The 20,208-nt window shown below is 56.5% G+C and carries 17 protein-coding genes and 3 rRNA genes; 13 read left to right on the forward strand and 7 right to left on the reverse strand.

Going from position 1 to position 20,208, the window contains the following annotated elements; all coding sequences use genetic code 11:
* The first annotated feature begins 52 nt into the window (after positions 1 to 52).
* Both CTT34_RS00320 and CTT34_RS00325 read left to right on the forward strand, forming a co-directional pair.
* Complete coding sequence (locus CTT34_RS00320; protein WP_159340571.1) at positions 53 to 604, forward strand: gamma carbonic anhydrase family protein; 552 nt, start codon at positions 53 to 55, stop codon at positions 602 to 604.
* Positions 605 to 694: 90 nt separating this feature from the next.
* Positions 695 to 1,366: a metal-dependent hydrolase gene (locus tag CTT34_RS00325; RefSeq protein ID WP_159340572.1), complete on the forward strand. Its 672-nt coding sequence runs from the start codon at positions 695 to 697 to the stop codon at positions 1,364 to 1,366.
* Here CTT34_RS00325 and CTT34_RS00330 read toward each other — a convergent pair.
* From CTT34_RS00330 to CTT34_RS00340, 3 genes are read right to left on the reverse strand one after another with little or no spacing between them, the layout of a single operon-like run.
* Positions 1,342 to 2,724 carry a sigma-54-dependent transcriptional regulator gene (locus CTT34_RS00330; protein WP_159340573.1) on the reverse strand — a complete coding sequence of 461 codons (1,383 nt, stop codon included), beginning with the start codon at positions 2,722 to 2,724 and terminating at the stop codon, positions 1,342 to 1,344. The genes CTT34_RS00325 and CTT34_RS00330 overlap by 25 nt on opposite strands.
* On the reverse strand, positions 2,717 to 4,630 hold the full coding sequence (locus CTT34_RS00335) for a sensor histidine kinase (RefSeq protein ID WP_159340574.1): 1,914 nt from the start codon (positions 4,628 to 4,630) through the stop codon (positions 2,717 to 2,719). Before CTT34_RS00335 ends, CTT34_RS00330 begins: the two co-directional genes overlap by 8 nt.
* A complete protein-coding gene (locus CTT34_RS00340; protein ID WP_159340575.1) occupies positions 4,627 to 5,397 on the reverse strand; it encodes a GntR family transcriptional regulator in 771 nt (256 codons plus the stop codon). The genes CTT34_RS00335 and CTT34_RS00340 overlap by 4 nt, the downstream gene beginning before the upstream one ends.
* A gap of 323 nt (positions 5,398 to 5,720) precedes the next feature.
* On the opposite strand from CTT34_RS00340, the gene lldD reads away from it, so the two are divergent.
* The 4 genes from lldD to rrf all read left to right on the forward strand — a co-directional run bounded on the left by lldD (position 5,721) and on the right by rrf (position 12,352).
* Positions 5,721 to 6,884, forward strand: coding sequence for an FMN-dependent L-lactate dehydrogenase LldD (gene lldD, locus CTT34_RS00345; protein WP_159340576.1), 1,164 nt, complete (start codon positions 5,721 to 5,723; stop codon positions 6,882 to 6,884).
* A gap of 493 nt (positions 6,885 to 7,377) precedes the next feature.
* Positions 7,378 to 8,910, forward strand: a 16S ribosomal RNA gene (locus tag CTT34_RS00350).
* Between the two features lie 293 nt (positions 8,911 to 9,203).
* Positions 9,204 to 12,094 (forward strand): 23S ribosomal RNA (locus CTT34_RS00355).
* Positions 12,095 to 12,236: 142 nt separating this feature from the next.
* Positions 12,237 to 12,352 (forward strand): 5S ribosomal RNA (gene rrf / locus CTT34_RS00360).
* The 16S, 23S and 5S rRNA genes sit together here, the layout of an rRNA operon.
* Before the next feature lie 138 nt (positions 12,353 to 12,490).
* On the opposite strand, the gene CTT34_RS00365 is transcribed toward rrf, so the two are convergent.
* The 4 genes from CTT34_RS00365 to flgA all read right to left on the reverse strand — a co-directional run bounded on the left by CTT34_RS00365 (position 12,491) and on the right by flgA (position 14,890).
* Positions 12,491 to 13,231, reverse strand: a complete 741-nt coding sequence (locus CTT34_RS00365) for an SDR family NAD(P)-dependent oxidoreductase (protein WP_159340577.1) — start codon at positions 13,229 to 13,231, stop codon at positions 12,491 to 12,493.
* A gap of 71 nt (positions 13,232 to 13,302) precedes the next feature.
* Positions 13,303 to 13,752 carry a flagella synthesis protein FlgN gene (locus CTT34_RS00370; RefSeq protein WP_159340578.1) on the reverse strand — a complete coding sequence of 150 codons (450 nt, stop codon included), beginning with the start codon at positions 13,750 to 13,752 and terminating at the stop codon, positions 13,303 to 13,305.
* Between the two features lie 10 nt (positions 13,753 to 13,762).
* The gene (flgM, locus tag CTT34_RS00375) at positions 13,763 to 14,029 is read right to left on the reverse strand and encodes a flagellar biosynthesis anti-sigma factor FlgM (protein WP_159340579.1); all 267 of its coding nucleotides are present in this window, start codon (positions 14,027 to 14,029) and stop codon (positions 13,763 to 13,765) included.
* A gap of 84 nt (positions 14,030 to 14,113) precedes the next feature.
* The gene (gene flgA, locus CTT34_RS00380; RefSeq protein WP_254436431.1) at positions 14,114 to 14,890 is read right to left on the reverse strand and encodes a flagellar basal body P-ring formation chaperone FlgA; all 777 of its coding nucleotides are present in this window, start codon (positions 14,888 to 14,890) and stop codon (positions 14,114 to 14,116) included.
* 134 nt (positions 14,891 to 15,024) lie between these two features.
* On the opposite strand from flgA, the gene flgB reads away from it, so the two are divergent.
* Genes flgB through CTT34_RS00415 form a run of 7 tightly spaced genes read left to right on the forward strand, consistent with a single transcriptional unit; the run spans position 15,025 to position 20,168 of the window.
* Entirely contained in the window at positions 15,025 to 15,453 is a 429-nt protein-coding gene (gene flgB, locus CTT34_RS00385; RefSeq protein ID WP_159340580.1) for a flagellar basal body rod protein FlgB, read from the forward strand.
* Positions 15,454 to 15,478: 25 nt separating this feature from the next.
* Positions 15,479 to 15,889: a flagellar basal body rod protein FlgC gene (flgC, locus tag CTT34_RS00390; protein WP_159340581.1), complete on the forward strand. Its 411-nt coding sequence runs from the start codon at positions 15,479 to 15,481 to the stop codon at positions 15,887 to 15,889.
* Between the two features lie 2 nt (positions 15,890 to 15,891).
* The gene (locus CTT34_RS00395) at positions 15,892 to 16,584 is read left to right on the forward strand and encodes a flagellar hook assembly protein FlgD (protein ID WP_159340582.1); all 693 of its coding nucleotides are present in this window, start codon (positions 15,892 to 15,894) and stop codon (positions 16,582 to 16,584) included.
* A 36-nt stretch (positions 16,585 to 16,620) separates the two neighbouring features.
* Entirely contained in the window at positions 16,621 to 17,838 is a 1,218-nt protein-coding gene (flgE, locus tag CTT34_RS00400) for a flagellar hook protein FlgE (protein WP_159340583.1), read from the forward strand.
* Positions 17,839 to 17,869: 31 nt separating this feature from the next.
* Entirely contained in the window at positions 17,870 to 18,628 is a 759-nt protein-coding gene (gene flgF, locus CTT34_RS00405; protein WP_159340584.1) for a flagellar basal-body rod protein FlgF, read from the forward strand.
* Positions 18,629 to 18,658: 30 nt separating this feature from the next.
* Positions 18,659 to 19,441, forward strand: a complete 783-nt coding sequence (gene flgG / locus CTT34_RS00410; protein ID WP_159340585.1) for a flagellar basal-body rod protein FlgG — start codon at positions 18,659 to 18,661, stop codon at positions 19,439 to 19,441.
* Positions 19,442 to 19,478: 37 nt separating this feature from the next.
* Positions 19,479 to 20,168 carry a flagellar basal body L-ring protein FlgH gene (locus CTT34_RS00415; protein WP_159340586.1) on the forward strand — a complete coding sequence of 230 codons (690 nt, stop codon included), beginning with the start codon at positions 19,479 to 19,481 and terminating at the stop codon, positions 20,166 to 20,168.
* The last annotated feature ends 40 nt before the right edge of the window (positions 20,169 to 20,208 follow it).

Genomic DNA, 20,208 nt, shown 5'->3' on the forward strand with positions numbered 1-20,208 from the left:
TGATGTCATCCCGCGTCGTCACGAAACGCAAAACGCTTTAGAGGAGTGTGCCATGAGCAGTGCCCTACGAACGTATCAAGGCGTCTCGCCGCAGTTGGGTGAGCGTGTCTACATTGATCCCGCCAGCGTGGTGATTGGCAATGTCACGCTCGGCGATGACTGCTCGGTCTGGCCCATGACGGTGATTCGTGGCGATATGCACCGCATTACCATCGGCGCGCGTACCAGCGTTCAAGATGGCAGCGTGCTGCACATCACTCACGCGAGTGACTTTAACCCCGACGGCTTTCCGCTCACCATTGGCGAGGATGTCACCATTGGCCATAAGGCCATCCTGCATGGCTGCACGCTAGGTAGCCGTATCTTGGTGGGCATGGGAGCGATCGTCATGGACGGTGCCGTGGTGGAAGATGAGGTGATCATTGCCGCTGGCGCCGTGGTGACGCCCGGGAAGCGGCTGGAGAGCGGCTATGTTTACGCAGGCAACCCGGCAAAGGCGCTGCGCCCGCTCAAGGAGAAAGAGCGCGCGTTCTTTCCCTATACCGCTGGCAATTACGTGAAGTTAAAAGATCAGTTTCTCGGCGATGCCGAAAGCGGTCGCTAAGCGCTTGCCCTACCACTCTTTTTTCTAACATAGCCATGTTGCACGCTCTAAAAATCTGGTAATTTATCCAGTTTTCCAGGGTGCCGCGACATGGCTAATTTTCGCACGCATATTACGGTAGCAGCAGCGGGCGGCACGCTAATGGCCTACGTTGGCTGGCAGGCCCAGTGGTGGGGAGCGCCGCAAGCGCTGCTGGTCATTGCTTTGGTGGCCTTTGGCGGCATTCTGCCCGATATCGACGCCGATCGGTCCCGCTCTATCCGCCTGATTTTCAATCTATTATCCGTTCCGTCACTGGTGCTGGGCGTGCTGCTGCTCCAACCCTGGCTGACGCCTGGGTTGCTGCTGGTGGCCTGCGGGGGCATCTACTTTTCGGTGCGCTATTTAGCAGCGGTGCTGTTTTCGCGCCTGACCGTGCACCGTGGCATCTGGCATTCGCTGATGGCCGCCGGGCTTTGCGCGCTGGCCACCGCTGCCATTAGCTACCATTTATTGGTGCAGCCGGCTTGGCTGGCGTGGTCCCACGGGGCGGCGGTGCTGCTCGGCTTCATCATCCATCTGAGCCTGGACGAGCTGTTTAGCGTCGACTTGGAGGGCGCGCGGTTGAAGCGCTCGTTCGGTACGGCGCTGAAACTGGGCGATAGTCGCCGCCCGCTCTCTAACCTACTGATGCTGATTGCCCTGCTGGTGCTGGTGCCCTGGGTGCCCCCGTGGGGGGTGCTGCTGGAGCTCTTTCATCAAGGCTCACTGCTGTGGCGATAGTCGTCGGCGCTGAGGCCATGCTTCTTTAGCTTGTCGTAAAAGGTTTTGCGGGGAATCCCCAGATGGCGACAAACATCGGTCACGCGGCCATGGTGGCGGGCCAGGGACTGGCTGATCAGACTCTTCTCGAATAGCTCTACCTGACGCGGCAGCGTGGGTTCTTGCGTATCTGCGGCAACCCCCTCCAGAAGGACATCCAGGCGGTAGTCGAACGCCGCGCCTAACAGTACATAGCGTTCTGCTAAATTACGCAGCTCGCGAACGTTGCCGGGCCAGTCGTGGGCCAGCAGCGCGGCCACGGCATGGCTATCCAGGGTCGGTGCTTCCAGGCCGCTGCGGTTGGCGGCGACCACGGCAAAGTGTTGGAAGAGCAGCGGGATATCTTCCCGCCTTTCCCGTAGGGCTGGCAGCGGGAGCGTCACCACATTGAGCCGGTAATAAAGATCTTCGCGAAAGCGCCCCTCGTCAGCGGCGACTTTCAGGTCCACTTTGGTAGCGGCGATAACGCGAATATTGAGCGGCACCGCTTCGTTGGCCCCTAGGCGCTCCACGCTGCGCTCTTGAAGCACGCGCAGCAGCTTCACCTGTAGAGCCAACGGCATCGACTCGATCTCGTCTAAAAAGACCGTGCCGCCGTTGGCGTGCTCGAATTTGCCAATGCGCCGTTCGACTGCGCCGGTAAAGGCGCCTTTTTCATGGCCAAACAGCTCGGACTCGATGGTGTTTTCCGGCACCGCGCCGCAGTTGATGGCCATGAAGGGGCTGTTACGCCGGGCACTGCGCTCGTGAATGGCCCGGGCGACGAGGTCTTTGCCGGTGCCCGTTTCGCCAAACAGCAGCACGTCGGCTTCCACCTGGCTGATGCGCTGGATCATGGCGGCAAGCCGTGAGATCACTGGCGTTCGCCCAACCAGGCGCGGGCCCAGCGCGGCTTGCTGCACCTCTAGCTCGGCTTTCAAGCGCAGGTTTTCGAGGCTTAGCTGGCGCTTTTCGATGCCACGCCTCACCACATCCAGCAGCTGGTCGCCCGCGAAGGGTTTTTCCAGAAAGTCCCAGGCTCCTGCCCGCATCGCCTCTACCGCAGTGGAGATATCGCCATGGCCGGTAATCAGAATGATCGGCAGCGTGGCATCGCGGCTATGCAGTTCATGCAGCAGCGCCATGCCGTCCATGCCAGGCATGCGTATATCGCTGACGATGACGCCGGGAAAGTCGGGTGGCAAAGCGGCCAGCGCCTGTTCGGCGGACTCGAAGCAGTGGGGCGTATAGCCCGCGAGTTCTAAGGTTTGGCTGGCGGTGATGCGAAGATGCGGCTCGTCGTCGATCACCATGACCGGCAGTGTCGACGGCTCATGCATGGGATGGGTTCTCCTGTTCATGGCGGGAGGGGGAAGGCGCTGGCGAGCGTGGCAGGGTTACCGTAAAACAGGCACCGCCATTGGCCAGATTGTTGGCCTGTAGCTTGCCTCCCAGGTCTTCCATAATACGCGAGGAGATCGAGAGTCCTAGCCCTAATCCGCTGCCCGGTGCTTTGGTGGTAAAAAAGGGCTCAAAAATGTGTCCCAGATGATCCGTTGCAATGCCTGGGCCATTGTCTGCCACGCTGATGACCACGTAGTGATCGTCTACGTGGGTGCTAAGCGTGAGCACAGGCGCTTCGATCTCCTTCATGGCCTGAACCGCGTTACCGATCAGATTCACCAGCACCTGCTCCAGGCGCACCAGGTCGCCCTCTACCCAGAGGGTCTCTTCCGGCCACTGCTGGACGACGTGGATGCCGTCATCGCGAAGGCGGCTATGGAACAGCCGCAGGGCGTACTCGATGCACGCCTGTACCGAAATCGTTTCCTGGCGCTCGCTGCTCTTGCGGGAGAACTGGCGCAACTGGGCGCTAATGTCGGCCATGCGCTCGGTGAGTTCGACAATGTGCGCCAAGTTGGCGTCGGCGCGTTCGATCCGTGCCAGTTCGATGAAACGGCGAGCGTTTTCCGCATAGGCGCGAATGGCGGCCAGGGGCTGGTTGAGTTCGTGATTGATGCCTGCTGCCAGTTGCCCTAGCACGGCGAGCTTGGCAGCTTGAATCAGTTCGTTCTGGGTTTGGCGTAGGTTGGCCTCTGCCCGTCGCCGCTCTTCGATCTCATCGGAGAGGCGCTGGTTGCTGGCGACTAAGTCGCGGGTACGACGCTCGACGCTGACTTCGAGCTCATCGCGCACGCGGGCGAGCGTTTGGCGCTCCCGCTCGGCAAAGGCTTCGCGCTCTCGGCGCAGTCGGAGACGTTGCCAGCCAATGCCGCCCGCCAGGGCGATGACGCCGTAAAGTCCGCCCGCCATCAGGGCGGCAATCCACTGGGCGTTCATGACCGGCGTCAGCGGCTTGAGAATATGCATTTGCCAGCCAAACTCGGGGATGGGGCGCGTCAGGCTCAAATAGCGCCCGCCGCTTAGCGGGCCATGGGCAAAGCTCACAAGGTAACTGCCGGGCCCGTAGGGGGTATCTAGTTGAATGCCGGACGGCGTGAGCGGCTCCATGGCATAGCGGCGGGTGTCACGGAGCGCGTCACGCTGTTCGTCGCTCAGCGGATAGAGAGCGTTCATACGCAGTTCGGGGTGGCTGGCCATGAAGATGATATTGTCGCTGTCGGTGACGAACAGCTCGGCGTCCTGTTCGGCCCAGCTCTCTTCGACATCATCGAGCAGCACTTTGACGACGATCACGCCATCGGGCTTGGCATCGGGAGAGGTATCGTCCAACCATACCGGTGAGGAGAAGTAGTAGCCGCGCTCCAGGGACTTGATACCTAGCCCGAAAAACCGTCCCTGGCCGCCTGCGATGGCATCCGAGTAGTAGCTACGGAAGGCATAGTTCTGGCCAATGAAGGTGTTCGGACGATGCCAGTTGCTGGCGGCAATGGTGTTGGCATCGCGATCCAGCAGGTACACGTCCGAGACGCCTGAGGTGAAGCGAAAGCGATCCAGCAGCAGGTTGAGCGGCATAGGGTCTTGGCTATCAGGAGAGTCCAAAAAGCGCTGAACGCCTTCCCGAGTGGCTAGCATTTGTGGCAGGTAGTCGTAGCGCAGCAGATAGCCGTTCAAGTTGGCGGCTGAGAGACGTAGCTCGTTCTCGGCGTCATCCTGCAGATTCGACAGCGCCTGTTCACGGGCGAGCTGGGCCGCCTGCCACATGCACAGCAATAGCCCCACAGGAATGGCGATCAGCCATAGCCGACGCCAGCGCCGCGCGGTAGGACTGAGGTGATTGCTCATGCCGGACTGCTGGTGCCCTGGGCGCGGCGTAAGGCCCGCTGGGCGCGGGTTTCGGCTCTGGCCATCTCAAGCAGCCCCTCTTCCACATACACTAAGTGCTCGTGGGCGCGTGCTCGGGCGTCTTCCGCACGGCCTTCTAGGATGGCATCCAGCAAGGCGCGGTGCTGCTTCATGAGTTGGGTGCGAGAGTCGGGCTTGGCGAACAGATGGGCCAAGTTATCCACGATGCTCTGTTCGAGCAGGTGGAAAATGCCGCGAATGGTGTGCAGCAGCAGCACGTTGTGCGCGGCTTCCGCGATGGCGAGATGAAAGGCTGCGTCTAGTTTTGCTTCCTGAGCCGGGTCGGCACCGACGAAGCCACCATCGAGCTCCTCGAAGCGCTGAATGAGAACGGCTTTGTCGGCAGGCGTGGAGCGAAGGGCCGCGTAGTAGGCGGAAATGCCCTCCATGGCGTCACGGAATTCCAACAGATCCAAATGGAATTCGTTATGGCGCGAAAGCATTTCCAGCAGCGGATCGGTGTAACCGCTGTTCAGCGTTTCGTTCACGAACGTGCCGCCGCCCTGGCGGCTGGTGAGCAGGCCTCGGGCTGCCAGCTTTTGAATGGCCTCTCGCAGCGATGGGCGCGATACGCCGAAACGCTCGGCCAGCTCCCTTTCTGGGGGTAAACGCTGGCCGGGCTTGAGGCTGCCTTCCAAAATCATGGCTTCCAGGCGTTCCGTTATCACGTCGGCAAGGCGCTGTTGACGGAGCGGAGGGTAGGTCATCGATAAGTGCTCCCTTAATTGGTAAGACCAATAATAGGGCGTTTCAGAGGGCGACTCAAGCAGCGAATACCGTGTTCGCCAGAGATCGTGGCTAAACTAAGGTCTATAGCTCGGCTACCCGTCAGGTGGGATCTTCGTTTGACATGCCATCAGCTTGTCATTAACGTTACTAAACGTTGGTTGTCAATTGGTATGACCAATGCAAGCTGAATGGCAGGCGTATCGCTGTGTACGGTCAGTCGTAGTGTAAAGCCATCGCCAGCGATTTCGCGCCTACTCTTAGTGGCTACTTACAATAACGTCTTCCGTGCATAGGGCCCGTCATGATCATCTCTGCTTCAACGGATTACCGCCAGGCTGCCAAGCGCCGCCTTCCTCCCTTTCTCTTCCATTATGCCGATGGCGGGTCGTATGCCGAGCATACGCTGCGTCGCAATGTCGATGATTTGCGCGATGTCGCGCTGCGTCAGCGTGTGCTTAAGGATATGTCGTCACTTTCACTGGAAACCGAGCTATTGGGTGAAAAGCTCGCCATGCCGCTCGCACTAGCTCCCGTTGGACTTGCGGGTATGTATGCTAGGCGTGGCGAAGTGCAGGCGGCGCGCGCAGCCACCAAGAAGGGGGTGCCGTTCACGCTCTCTACCGTGTCGGTATGCCCCATAGCGGAAGTCGCTGCCGCCGTGGAGCGTCCCATCTGGTTTCAGCTCTACGTGCTAAAAGATCGTGGCTTCATGAAGCACGTGCTGGAGCGCGCGAAAGCTGCAGGTGTGAAAACGCTGATTTTCACCGTCGATATGCCGGTGCCCGGCGCTCGCTATCGTGATGCCCACTCCGGTATGAGTGGTAAGCATGGCCCCATGAGGCGCATGCTTCAGGCAGCGCTGCATCCTCTATGGGCATGGGACGTCGGCATTCATGGCCGCCCCCACGATCTGGGGAATGTGTCCGACTACCGAGGCAAGCCCACCGAGCTGGAAGACTACATTGCCTGGCTGGGTGATAACTTCGACCCGGCTATCTCCTGGAAAGATTTGGAGTGGATCCGTGAGTTCTGGGATGGCCCGATGATCATCAAAGGGATTTTAGACCCAGAAGATGCGAGAGATGCCGTGCGTTTTGGTGCCGATGGAATCGTGGTGTCGAATCATGGCGGCCGACAGTTGGATGGCGTGCCCTCTACCGCACGTGCGCTCCCTGCCATTGCAGATGCTGTCAAAGGTGACTTGGCCATTTTGGCTGACTCTGGCGTACGCAGCGGACTAGATGTAGTGCGAATGATTGCCATGGGTGCGGACACTGCGCTCATTGGTCGTGCTTTCATCTATGCACTGGCAACGGCGGGTGAAGCGGGGGTGGCCCACCTGCTCGACCTGTTCGAAAAAGAGATGAAGGTTGCCATGACCCTAACAGGCGCTCGTACGATTGCAGACTTAAACTCTGAATCGCTGGTATCTGAAGCGATGAGTACGCTGAATCATTCAGCTTAGTAGAGTGGAGAGACACACAACGTTTCAGCTTAGCAGGGTCATGTTGGAGTTTTTTTACAAAACCCTCTTGCCAACCCGGCTTCGAATCCGTAAAGTACGCATCCGCTGCCGGGGACGCCAAGCGTTACCAGCGGTGCAAGAGGTTAAAAACCTCTGGTTTGTCAGGAAGTTAGCGCCGTCTCGTTATTGATTGGATCGCTCGCTTCACTCGCTGAAAACAGCGGTTGACAAACACCACGGAATGCGTAGAATACGCCTTCCTCGCTGAGGCAACACGGTTCAGGTCATCGAGCCGGCACAGCGAAACAGCTCTTTAACAATTTGATCAGGTAATTCATGTGGGCGCTTGCCGATGAGGGTGAATCATCACCTATTATCAAGGCAAGCGACTCGTCAAACAGGCTTCGGCCTAATGAATGAATTCGTTTGACCCTTGAGCCAAGTTTGGTTCGCTTCTGTGGCCTCGGTCACAGGTAAGAACCGCATTGATCTTAAACTGAAGAGTTTGATCATGGCTCAGATTGAACGCTGGCGGCAGGCCTAACACATGCAAGTCGAGCGGTAACAGATCCAGCTTGCTGGATGCTGACGAGCGGCGGACGGGTGAGTAATGCATAGGAATCTGCCCGATAGTGGGGGATAACCTGGGGAAACCCAGGCTAATACCGCATACGTCCTACGGGAGAAAGGGGGCTTCGGCTCCCGCTATCGGATGAGCCTATGTCGGATTAGCTAGTTGGTGAGGTAAAGGCTCACCAAGGCAACGATCCGTAGCTGGTCTGAGAGGATGATCAGCCACATCGGGACTGAGACACGGCCCGAACTCCTACGGGAGGCAGCAGTGGGGAATATTGGACAATGGGGGCAACCCTGATCCAGCCATGCCGCGTGTGTGAAGAAGGCCCTCGGGTTGTAAAGCACTTTCAGCGAGGAAGAACGCCTAGCGGTTAATACCCGCTAGGAAAGACATCACTCGCAGAAGAAGCACCGGCTAACTCCGTGCCAGCAGCCGCGGTAATACGGAGGGTGCAAGCGTTAATCGGAATTACTGGGCGTAAAGCGCGCGTAGGTGGCTTGATAAGCCGGTTGTGAAAGCCCTGGGCTCAACCTGGGAACGGCATCCGGAACTGTCAAGCTAGAGTGCAGGAGAGGAAGGTAGAATTCCCGGTGTAGCGGTGAAATGCGTAGAGATCGGGAGGAATACCAGTGGCGAAGGCGGCCTTCTGGACTGACACTGACACTGAGGTGCGAAAGCGTGGGTAGCAAACAGGATTAGATACCCTGGTAGTCCACGCCGTAAACGATGTCGACCAGCCGTTGGGTGCCTAGCGCACTTTGTGGCGAAGTTAACGCGATAAGTCGACCGCCTGGGGAGTACGGCCGCAAGGTTAAAACTCAAATGAATTGACGGGGGCCCGCACAAGCGGTGGAGCATGTGGTTTAATTCGATGCAACGCGAAGAACCTTACCTACTCTTGACATCCTGCGAATTCGGTAGAGATACCTTAGTGCCTTCGGGAACGCAGAGACAGGTGCTGCATGGCTGTCGTCAGCTCGTGTTGTGAAATGTTGGGTTAAGTCCCGTAACGAGCGCAACCCTTGTCCTTATTTGCCAGCGCGTAATGGCGGGAACTCTAAGGAGACTGCCGGTGACAAACCGGAGGAAGGTGGGGACGACGTCAAGTCATCATGGCCCTTACGAGTAGGGCTACACACGTGCTACAATGGTCGGTACAAAGGGTTGCGAGCTCGCGAGAGTCAGCCAATCCCGAAAAGCCGATCTCAGTCCGGATCGGAGTCTGCAACTCGACTCCGTGAAGTCGGAATCGCTAGTAATCGTAGATCAGAATGCTACGGTGAATACGTTCCCGGGCCTTGTACACACCGCCCGTCACACCATGGGAGTGGACTGCACCAGAAGTGGTTAGCCTAACGCAAGAGGGCGATCACCACGGTGTGGTTCATGACTGGGGTGAAGTCGTAACAAGGTAGCCGTAGGGGAACCTGCGGCTGGATCACCTCCTTAAACGATGTCTTCCCCTCGCGGTAAGCGCTCACAATGAATTACCTGATCAGAATGCTGTTGTTACGCAGTGATAAGCGCTGTTTTCACGTTAAAAAAAGAAAAGGTCTTTCTTTTCCTTTTAAAGTGAAAAAAGCATCCGCTTATCACTGCGCATAGCAGTCGCTCTTTAACAATGTATATCATGCTGACATGAACGTTTGTTGAAACGTTCATACGTAATTGTTAAGTGATACGTCTCAAGCGTATCCGGCAATCGTTATCATTGCGAGATACCAGACCCCTTCGGGTTATAGGGTCAAGCAATGAAGCGCACACGGTGGATGCCTAGGCAGCCAGAGGCGATGAAAGACGTGGTAGCCTGCGATAAGGTTCGGTGAGGTGGCAAACGACCTGTGACCCGGACATCTCTGAATGGGGAAACCCACTCAGCATCAGCTGAGTATCCTACGCTGAATACATAGGCGTAGGAGGCGAACCAGGGGAACTGAAACATCTAAGTACCCTGAGGAAAAGAAATCAACCGAGATTCCCCTAGTAGCGGCGAGCGAACGGGGACCAGCCCTTAAGCATGTGACTGATTAGGCGAATACGCTGGGAAGCGTGGCCATAGTGGGTGATAGCCCCGTAGCCGAAAATCTGATCATGTGAAATCGAGTAGGTCGGGGCACGAGAAACCTTGACTGAAGACGGGGGGACCATCCTCCAAGGCTAAATACTCCTGGCTGACCGATAGTGAACCAGTACCGTGAGGGAAAGGCGAAAAGAACCCCGGAGAGGGGAGTGAAATAGATCCTGAAACCGTGTGCGTACAAGCAGTAGGAGCGGACTTGTTCCGTGACTGCGTACCTTTTGTATAATGGGTCAGCGACTTATATTCAGTGGCGAGGTTAACCGTATAGGGGAGCCGTAGGGAAACCGAGTCTTAACTGGGCGACACAGTCGCTGGATATAGACCCGAAACCGAGCGATCTATCCATGAGCAGGGTGAAGATTGAGTAACATCAATTGGAGGCCCGAACCAGGATCTGTTGAAAAAGATTTGGATGACTTGTGGATCGGAGTGAAAGGCTAATCAAGCTCGGAGATAGCTGGTTCTCCTCGAAAGCTATTTAGGTAGCGCCTCACGTATCACCGCCGGGGGTAGAGCACTGTTTCGGCTAGGGGGTCATCCCGACTTACCAACCCGAGGCAAACTCCGAATACCGGTGAGTGCCAGCGTGGGAGACACACGGCGGGTGCTAACGTCCGTCGTGAAAAGGGAAACAACCCAGACCGTCAGCTAAGGTCCCCAAATCCTGGTTAAGTGGGAAACGATGTGGGAAGGCTCAGACAGCTAGGAGGTTGGCTTAGAAGCAGCCATCCTTTAAAGAAAGCGTAATAGCTCACTAGTCGAGTCGGCCTGCGCGGAAGATGTAACGGGGCTAAACCAGGTACCGAAGCTACGGGTTCATCCTCTGGATGAGCGGTAGAGGAGCGTCGTGTAAGCCAATGAAGGTGTGTTGAGAAGCATGCTGGAGGTATCACGAGTGCGAATGCTGACATGAGTAACGATAAAGGGAGTGAAAAACTCCCTCGCCGGAAGACCAAGGGTTTCTGTTCGACGCTAATCGGAGCAGAGTGAGTCGGCCCCTAAGGCGAGGCCGAAAGGCGTAGTCGATGGGAAACGGGTCAATATTCCCGTACCGGACATGATTGCGATGGGGGGACGGAGAAGGCTAGGTGAGCCAGGCGTTGGTTGTCCTGGTGAAAGTGAGTAGGCTGGTGTCTTAGGTAAATCCGGGACGCTAAGGCCGAGACACGAAACGAACGGACCACGGTCCGGAAGTCATTGATGCCACGCTTCCAGGAAAAGCCTCTAAGCTTCAGATCATGTGCGACCGTACCCCAAACCGACACAGGTGGTCAGGGTGAGAATCCCAAGGCGCTTGAGAGAACTCGGGTGAAGGAACTAGGCAAAATGGTGCCGTAACTTCGGGAGAAGGCACGCCGGCGTAGGGTAATGGGACTTGCTCCCCGAGCCCGAACCGGTCGAAGATACCAGGTGGCTGCAACTGTTTAGTAAAAACACAGCACTCTGCTAACGCGCAAGCGGACGTATAGGGTGTGACGCCTGCCCGGTGCCGGAAGGTTAAGTGATGGTGTTAGGCCTCGGCCGAAGCTCTTGATCGAAGCCCCGGTAAACGGCGGCCGTAACTATAACGGTCCTAAGGTAGCGAAATTCCTTGTCGGGTAAGTTCCGACCTGCACGAATGGCGTAATGATGGCCACGCTGTCTCCACCCGAGACTCAGTGAAATTGAAATCGCCGTGAAGATGCGGTGTACCCGCGGCTAGACGGAAAGACCCCGTGAACCTTTACTATAGCTTCACACTGGACGCTGATGTTGCCTGTGTAGGATAGCTGGGAGGCTTTGAAACCCGGACGCCAGTTCGGGTGGAGCCAACCTTGAAATACCAGCCTGGCATCATTGGCGTTCTCACTCAGGTCCGTTATCCGGATCGAGGACAGTGTGTGGTGGGTAGTTTGACTGGGGCGGTCTCCTCCCAAAGCGTAACGGAGGAGCACGAAGGTACCCTCAGCACGGTCGGACATCGTGCAATGAGTGCAAGAGCATAAGGGTGCTTGACTGCGAGACAGACACGTCGAGCAGGTGCGAAAGCAGGTTCTAGTGATCCGGTGGTTCTGTATGGAAGGGCCATCGCTCAACGGATAAAAGGTACTCCGGGGATAACAGGCTGATACCGCCCAAGAGTTCACATCGACGGCGGTGTTTGGCACCTCGATGTCGGCTCATCACATCCTGGGGCTGAAGTCGGTCCCAAGGGTATGGCTGTTCGCCATTTAAAGTGGTACGCGAGCTGGGTTTAGAACGTCGTGAGACAGTTCGGTCCCTATCTGCCGTGGGCGTTGGATGTTTGAGAAGAGCTGCTCCTAGTACGAGAGGACCGGAGTGGACGACCCTCTGGTGTTCCGGTTGTCACGCCAGTGGCATTGCCGGGTAGCTATGGTCGGACGGGATAACCGCTGAAAGCATCTAAGCGGGAAGCCCCCTTCAAGATGAGACATCCCTGAGACCTAGAGTCTCCTAAAGGGCCCAGCGAGACCAGCTGGTTGATAGGCACGGTGTGGAAGCGCTGCAAGGCGTTGAGCTAACGTGTACTAATGGCCCGTGAGGCTTGACCCTATAACACCCAAGGGGTCTGGTCGCGATGATAACGATTGAGTGGATCGCCACTCAGAAAACCGGATACGCATCCGCCAGCCAAGGCGCTGACGGACAAGAGACGATCACACAACACTCAGCATGATATGCATTACCTGTTACGCCTGACGACCATAGCACGCGTGAACCACCTGATCCCTTGCCGAACTCAGAAGTGAAACCGCTTAGCGCCGATGGTAGTGTGGGGTCTCCCCATGCGAGAGTAGGTCATCGTCAGGCACTTATACCGCAAAGAACCCAGCCAAACGGCTGGGTTTTTTGTTGCGCGCTCGAAAGCGCGCCATGACCAGCCCCGGGCTCCCTGTGCTCGGGGCTTTTTGGTGTGTGGGTGGCGTCAGACGTTGATGAAAGACGTCGTTACCACTCGATCGACTCGCCTGCCCAGTCCCAGAAACTGCCAGTCTCTTCCGGCGACCGTTTGGCCATCACGTCGATTAGCTGTTTCGCCACGAAGTCAGCGGTAAACAGCTTACCGCTTGGAATCCGGGCTTGGAACGGCTTCGAGAGAGACGTATCTGTCGTGCCTGGGTGCAGGCAGAGAACGATCGACTGCTTATTCAACCGTGTTAGCTCGATCGAGGCGGTCTTCATCAACATATTGTGCGCGGCTTTGCTGGCACGGTAGCTATACCAACCGCCATACCCATTGTCATTGATGGAGCCGACACGGGCTGAGAGGCTAGCGATGATCGTGGGGTGCTTCCCTTGCAGCGAGGGCTTGAGGGCGGCAATTAGCAGCGCAGGCGTTGCCGCATTGATGTGCATGACGTGGGCGAATGCCTCGTCATCCAGTTGCTCTAGGCGCTTTTCAGGCTGTATACCTCGGGAATCATCATGGAGTAGGCCCACCGCATTGAAGAGTAAGTGAACCGGTTGGCCGTCTAAGGCGCTACATAGCGCCTCTCGGCCTGATGGAGTAGTGATGTCTGCAGCCAGCGCATCGAGTTTGGGGTGATGTGCAGCTATCGCTGAGCGGCTAACTGCGATGACACGCCCCGTTTGAGGGGATGACAAAAGGCGTTGCAGCATTGCATGACCAATGCCGCCATTGGCGCCTGTAATGACCGCGTTAAAGCCTTCGGGGAGATGAGGAAACATGACACGCTCCAACAATGAACACTCTTGTTCTCATTGAAGCGCTTTGTATAGATTTTGTCTAGGACAGCCGTTCAAGCCGATGCATTGATACGACCTGGCTGGGCGCTGTTACGACCATTCGGCTTATACAGTGTTTTTTCGGCAATTTGTCGAATGTAGTCGAGCATCTCTTGGTTATGCTTCATGCGTAACGACAGCATTTGGCCGGTCAATGCATTCATTCGTGAGACGCGTTCACTCTTTTCGAGCAGGCTTTCCCATGTCGGTAGGCACGCTGCGTCAGTAGCGGCTTGTTTGGCTCCCAGGGCACCTTCCGGATAGCCAAGCTTGGCTTGGACGCCACGGCGCAACACTTCCATGCGCTCCAACTCGTCCAGTAGTGCCTGCTTTTTAGCAGCGATCTGCGTTAATACGTCACCGTCGATACTGCCTTTGGTCAGCTGCTCCTGCTCATTGGAAAGTAGCGCAATGAGATCTTCAAGGCGCTGCAACTGGCTGGAAAGAAGGCGTGAAAGGCTCATAGGATAAACGTTACAGGTCGTTCAAATTGGCGATAAGGCCATCTGCGATACGATCGGCACGCACTTCGAGTCGACCTTCACGGATGGCATCACGAATCTCTTGGACCTTAGCCATGTCGATGTCTTGGCTGTCATCGATACTAGATGGGCTAAGCTGAGTCGTTTCACGGGTCGAATTACCCGTTTCCGGTGGCTTAGTGCCACCAATTTTTTGAGCATCATCACGCTGCTGCGCGGGGGTGTTGCGAAGCAGCGGATTGAGATTATCGATTTTCACGTTGTTGGCCTCATCGTCAACGTTGGGGCGCCGCGCGCTATATTACTTTTATCGGCTTTCTATAGAGAAACTTTAGATGATCGACTAAAAATCCACCATTAAAGTCCCTTGGCCAATCACTCGCGCGTTCATGATGTCACGAGGACCAAAACGTACACGGATGGTTTCACCTTGGGCACCATCCGCAAGTGCCTCCCCCTCCCGGGACACGCGAAAGCCGGTACCTTCCGCTATGACCGTGACACGCTGGCCACGTTCCACGAGGCTAGGGGCTTGTAAAAAATGTGCTTGGAAGGTGCTGCCGCTGCGGATAGGCCGCTGCGCGACCTTGCCCACGACCTCATCTTCACTCGTGAGTGCTTGAGAGGAGAGATCGCTCAAGTTGCCTTCACGCTGAGTTAGCATGGCTGCTGTAATCAAGGCTCCGCGCTCGATATCTTGGCTCGCTACGATATAACGACCAATCACGTCCACCTGCGCCTGCAGATAGCGGGTCTGGCGGCCTGCTTCACCGCAGCGAACGCCCACAGATACACGACCGATAGGAGCCTGATCCGCATTGGGTAAAAATGGGGTGGGCTGCAAACAGGCGGGTAGGTGCGGTGACGGCGGTGCGATATCGATGACCACTTCCTCGCCCAGCGCTTGAGCTTCTTGGTACAAGAACTGCTGCACGGCATCGACCAGTGCTTGGTCTGTCGTTTGTGCCCAGGCGGGCTGAGGCGTGCCGACATACAAAAGTAATAACAAACCATTAAAAATTGCTGAGCAGCGTGCAGCAAAATGCAGCAAGTGGCGCATGGGAAAGTCGCTCAGGTTAGAGGAACAGACGGCTAGCATCAGCCCGGGAGTGTAATGCAAAAGTACCTCCCGCATCATGGGAAATGCTGGTGTAAACGGTAGCTGTTCCATGCTTTAAGGTGAAAGCCGCACGCCTATCATTCATCATCAACAATTTCCGATTTATTTTTGCCTCTCAGCGAGCGAGGGTCGGCATGATTGATCAGCTTGAATCTGCCTTTAACTTCCATCAGCAGGCACTGGGGTTGCGGCAGCAACGGCACCAAGTGCTAGCCGCTAACATTGCCAATGCCGACACGCCTAACTATAAGGCGCGGGACATCGACTTTGCCAGCGAGCTGAAGAAAGCCGTGGACGGCAGCCAGGCACAGCAGCAGAACGGTGGCTTGGCATTGGCGCGTACCTCCGATCGCCATTTGGCGGGTGAGGGGCCTGCCTGGCAAGGCGCAGGAAGTGCAGATTTGCTGTATCGAATTCCTGACCAGCCAAGTCTCGATGGCAACACCGTCGACATGGATCGCGAGCGAACACAGTTTGCCGACAATGCGGTGCGCTATCAGGCTGCGCTCACCATCATGAACCGTCGTATTCAAGGCCTGAAAAATGCGATGCAGCCTGAATAACCTAGTGATAGGAGAAGAATAAGCGATGTCGATGTTTTCAGCGTTTGATATTGCCGGTTCGGCCATGAGCGCCCAAGCCCAGCGGATGAACGTCACGGCGAGCAATATGGCGAATGCCGATAGTGTGGCAGGGCCCGATGGAGAAACCTACCGCGCCAAACAGGTCATGTTCGAAGCTCAGGCCCAGAATAACCGTTATGGGGTGGGGGGCGTACGGGTCACGGAAGTACTGGAAGACGACTCTCCGCTACGGATGGAGTACATGCCGAACCACCCCGCAGCGGACGAAGAAGGCTACGTTGCCAAGCCCAACGTCGAGCCGGTGCACGAGATGGTCAATATGATTTCTGCGTCACGCTCTTATCAAGCCAACGTGGAAGTTTTCAACACAACCAAGCAAATGATGGTTCAAACGCTATCGCTCGGTGAGGGCTAACGATGAATATTGACACGAGTGTCGTTAATAGCATTAACAGCAATGGTTCTACTTCTGGCCTCTCCACGCGTCAGTCTGCCGAACTGCGCGATAGCTTCATGACGCTACTGATCACACAGTTGCAGAACCAAGACCCGCTCAACCCGATGGAAAATGCGGAGATGACGTCTCAGCTCGCGCAAATCAATACGGTGAGCGGCATCGAAGAGCTGAACGATACCTTGAACGGCATTACCCAGCAGATGGATGCGGCGCAAACGCTGCAGGCGGCTGGGTTAATCGATAAAGCCGTACTGGTGCCAGGCAATAACGTGATGGTCAGCGTCGATCCTGACAATGGTTCGTACGCTACTCCGTTTGGCATTGAGCTCGATTCCCCTGCTGAGCAGGTAGAAGTCACGGTGACCAGTCAGTCCGGTGAAGTGGTTTATACCAATCAACTGGGCAGTGTAGCGGCGGGGGTAGAGTCATTTAGCTGGGGTGGCACGACCAACGGGGGCGATGCCGTTCCTGAGGGCGCTTATCGAGTTAATTTCAAAGCTACGAATGCCGAGGGTGAACTGCTGGAGTCGCGCGCATTGAATTATGCCTTGGTACAAGGCGTTTCGCCTGGAGCAGGTGGCAGTGACGTACGTCTTGACCTCGGTGCGATATATGGCCAAGTGACACTCGACCAAATCAAGCAAATTCTTTGATTACTCGCTAATCGATACTTTCTTCAGGGGAACATCATGAGTTTTACACAGGCACTTAGTGGCTTAAACGCTCAGCAGGAAAAACTCGGCGTCGTTGGCAACAACATTGCTAACTCTCAGACCGTTGGTTTCAAAAGCTCCAACGTGCAGTTTGCCGATGTCTTCGCAAACTCGCGCGTGGGCTTAGGGGTTCGGACCTCCGCTGTGTTGCAGAACTTCAGTCAGGGCAACATCGAGTCCACCAGCCGTAACATGGATCTGGCAATTGCCGGTGAAGGCTTCTTCCGTTACCAACAGCCTAATGGTGAAATTGGCTATTCGCGCAATGGTCAGCTGACCATGACGTCGGATGGTCGGCTCGTGAATGCCCAAGGGGCTCAGATCATGGGCTACCCCGCCGATGCCGAGGGCAACGTGCAAGAGGGCGGTAACGTGGTGCCCATGGAAATTCCACCTGGCGATTTGCCTGCAAACGCCACGACTGGGCTGGATATCTCGTTAAACCTGAACTCTGGCCAGCCAGTGATTGCTGCCGCGTTCGACGCGGATAATGCGAACACTTATAACTACTCTACCAACGCGACGGTCTTCGACTCCCAGGGTAACGCGCGTAACCTTTCCGTCTACTTTACTAAAACTGCCGCTAACGAGTGGGAAGTTAATGGGCGTTTGTCAGGTGGCCCCGCGGATGGCGGCACCTATGATGTGGCCCTGGGTAACCTGACGTTTACCCAAAACGGCACGTTACAGGCGGACAATTCCACCAATGCTTTGTTCAACAACAACGAATTTGGTGCCGGTAACCCGCTGGCAGCCCTGGATATCGAGCTGAGCTTTGAAGGGTCTACCCAGTTTGCCAGCGAATCCACGGTCAATGACACCGTACAGGACGGCTATACGTCAGGTGCGCTCGTTGGTATCACCATCGAGGAAGATGGCACCATCATGCGCAACTACTCGAACGAAGAGTCGCGCGCTGCTGGCCAGGTGACATTGGTGACTTTCCGTAATCCAGAAGGTCTGCGCCCTGAGGGTGAAAACTTGTGGGCAGCCACTGGAACCTCTGGTCAAGAGCTGCTGGGTGCGCCGGGCGCTGGCTTGCGCGGTTTAATCCAGCCAAGTGCGATTGAAACATCCAACGTGGATATGGCCCGTGAGCTGGTCGATATGATCGTGGCTCAGCGTGCCTACCAGGCAAACTCACAGACCATCAGTACTCAGGACGAGCTCCTGCAAACCATCATTAATATTTAATGAGTGGGCCAACGGGTAAGGAGTAAACGTCTTGGATCGCATGCTATACACCGCCATGAGCGGCGCAAAACACACGATGGACCAACAGTCGGTAGTGAGCAACAACCTATCGAACGTGTCGACCGCTGGGTTCCGCGCTCAGCTTCAGGCCGTGCGCTCGGTGCCCGTGCAGGGCGATGGCGCACTACCCACTCGGGTCTCGGCAGTAGCCACGACGCCGGGAACCGATTTCTCACAAGGCCCTATCGAGCGTACTGGACGTACGTTGGACGTGGCCATGCAGGGAAATGCTTGGATGGCGGTGTTAGCAGACGACGGGACCGAGACGTATACCCGCCGAGGCGACTTACAGCTCGACAGCGATGGGGTGCTGTTGAGCGTAGGTCGGCCTGTCATGGGAGATGCCGGTCCCATTGCGGTGCCGCAGGGCGCGCAAATTTCATTTGGGGCCGACGGTACGATCAGTGCCATTCCTCAGGGGGAAGGGCCTGAAGCAATCGTGGACGTTGGCCGTATCAAACTCGTCACGCCGGATGAGCAGGGATTAGAACGCGGCGACGACGGACTTTTTAGAGCGCCACCCGGTGAGGATGGTGCGCCTGGCGTGCTGCAAGCGGATGAGGATGCTCGTTTGGTCAGTGGTGCGCTGGAAGGCAGTAACGTGAGTGCCGTCGATGCCATGGTATCGATGATCGACGTGGCGCGCCGTTACGACATGCAAATGAAAATGCTCAGCTCGGCGGACGAGAATGCCCAGCGAGCCAACAGTATTCTCGCTATTCAGGGCTAATCGCAGCCACTCAGCCAAGGGAACCTACGTATGATCAAGTCTTTGTGGACTGCCAAAACCGGACTAGAGTCTCAGCAAACCAAGCTGGATGTCATTTCCAACAACCTCGCGAACGTCAGTACCAATGGCTTCAAGCGTTCGCGGCCTGTTTTCGAAGACCTGCTTTATCAAAACATGCGCCAGCCGGGCGCGCAGAATAACATTCAGGACCGTCTGCCTTCCGGTATGCAGATCGGTACCGGGGTGCGTGCCGTGGCTACGGAGCGCTTGCACACGCAAGGCGGCTTGGAAGAAACGGGCAACTCCCGCGATCTCGCGATCAATGGTGAAGGCTTTTTCCAAGTGCTTTTGCCAGACGGCACGATTGGTTATACCCGTGACGGCAGTTTCCAGCTGAACGAAAATGGCCAGATGGTCACGGCGAACGGCTATCCGCTCGAGCCAGCGATCTTCGTGCCGGCCAATGCGCTATCGGTGTCGATCGGTGAAGATGGCACGGTGAGTGTGCGTCAGCCGGGAATCGCTCAAGATGCCGATATTGGCCAAATCAACGTGGCTTCCTTTATCAATCCAGCGGGTTTGGAAAGCATCGGTGGCAACCTTTACCTGGAAACCGGTGCCTCGGGGGCGCCGAACCAAAACGCGCCGGGTAATAACGGTGCCGGGCGACTGTTCCAAGGGTACGTCGAGACCTCGAACGTCAATGTCGTCGAAGAAATGGTCAACATGATCCAAACGCAGCGAGCTTACGAGATCAACAGTAAAGCTGTCTCGACCAGTGACGAAATGCTAGCGCGCTTAAGCCAGCTCTAATGCCACTGTTCGTCAGAGCTTCTTAACGGATCGCGCTATGTTGAAATCAAACCTTATGTTACGCCGCGTCGTGCTGGCTAGCTTAGCGCTGCTGGTGCTGCTGACCGCAGGGTGCGCGCAGATACCCCGCGCGTCCGTCGTGGGCGAGCAAGAGCAGATCACCATCGTCGATCGGCCACCGCCGGTGCCTAACGGCTCCATCTATCAGGCGCGCCGGGGCTATCAGCCGCTATTCGAAGATCGTCGCCCCCGTACCATAGGCGATATTCTCACCATCGTGCTCGATGAAGAGGTAAGCGCGAGTAAGAATGCCCAATCCAACGCCAACCGCTCTGGCAGTGCGAGTCTGGACTTAGCCCAGCTTCCGGATGTGCTGGATACGTTGGCCGAGTACGGTTTCGATATCGAGGGCGCCAGCGATTTTGCGGGCGGCGGCGGCTCTCAGGCGAACAATACGTTTACCGGTACGATCACCGTCTCCGTATTAGAAGTGATGAATAACGGCAACCTGCGGGTACGCGGCGAGAAACAAATCGCGATCAACCAGGGCACCGAATTCATTCGCTTCTCGGGCGTCGTGAATCCTCGTACGATCACCGCGCAAAATACCGTGCCGTCGACTCAAGTGGCCGATGCACGGATCGAGTACGTGGGCGATGGCTATATCAACGAAGCGCAGCATATGGGGTGGTTGCAGCGCTTTTTCCTGAATGTGTCGCCGTTCTAGGCGTGTTAACGAGCTCGACAACAGAGACCTGGTGAAATGG

It is taken from the genome of Halomonas meridiana (assembly GCF_009846525.1).
GTDB lineage: Bacteria > Pseudomonadota > Gammaproteobacteria > Pseudomonadales > Halomonadaceae > Vreelandella.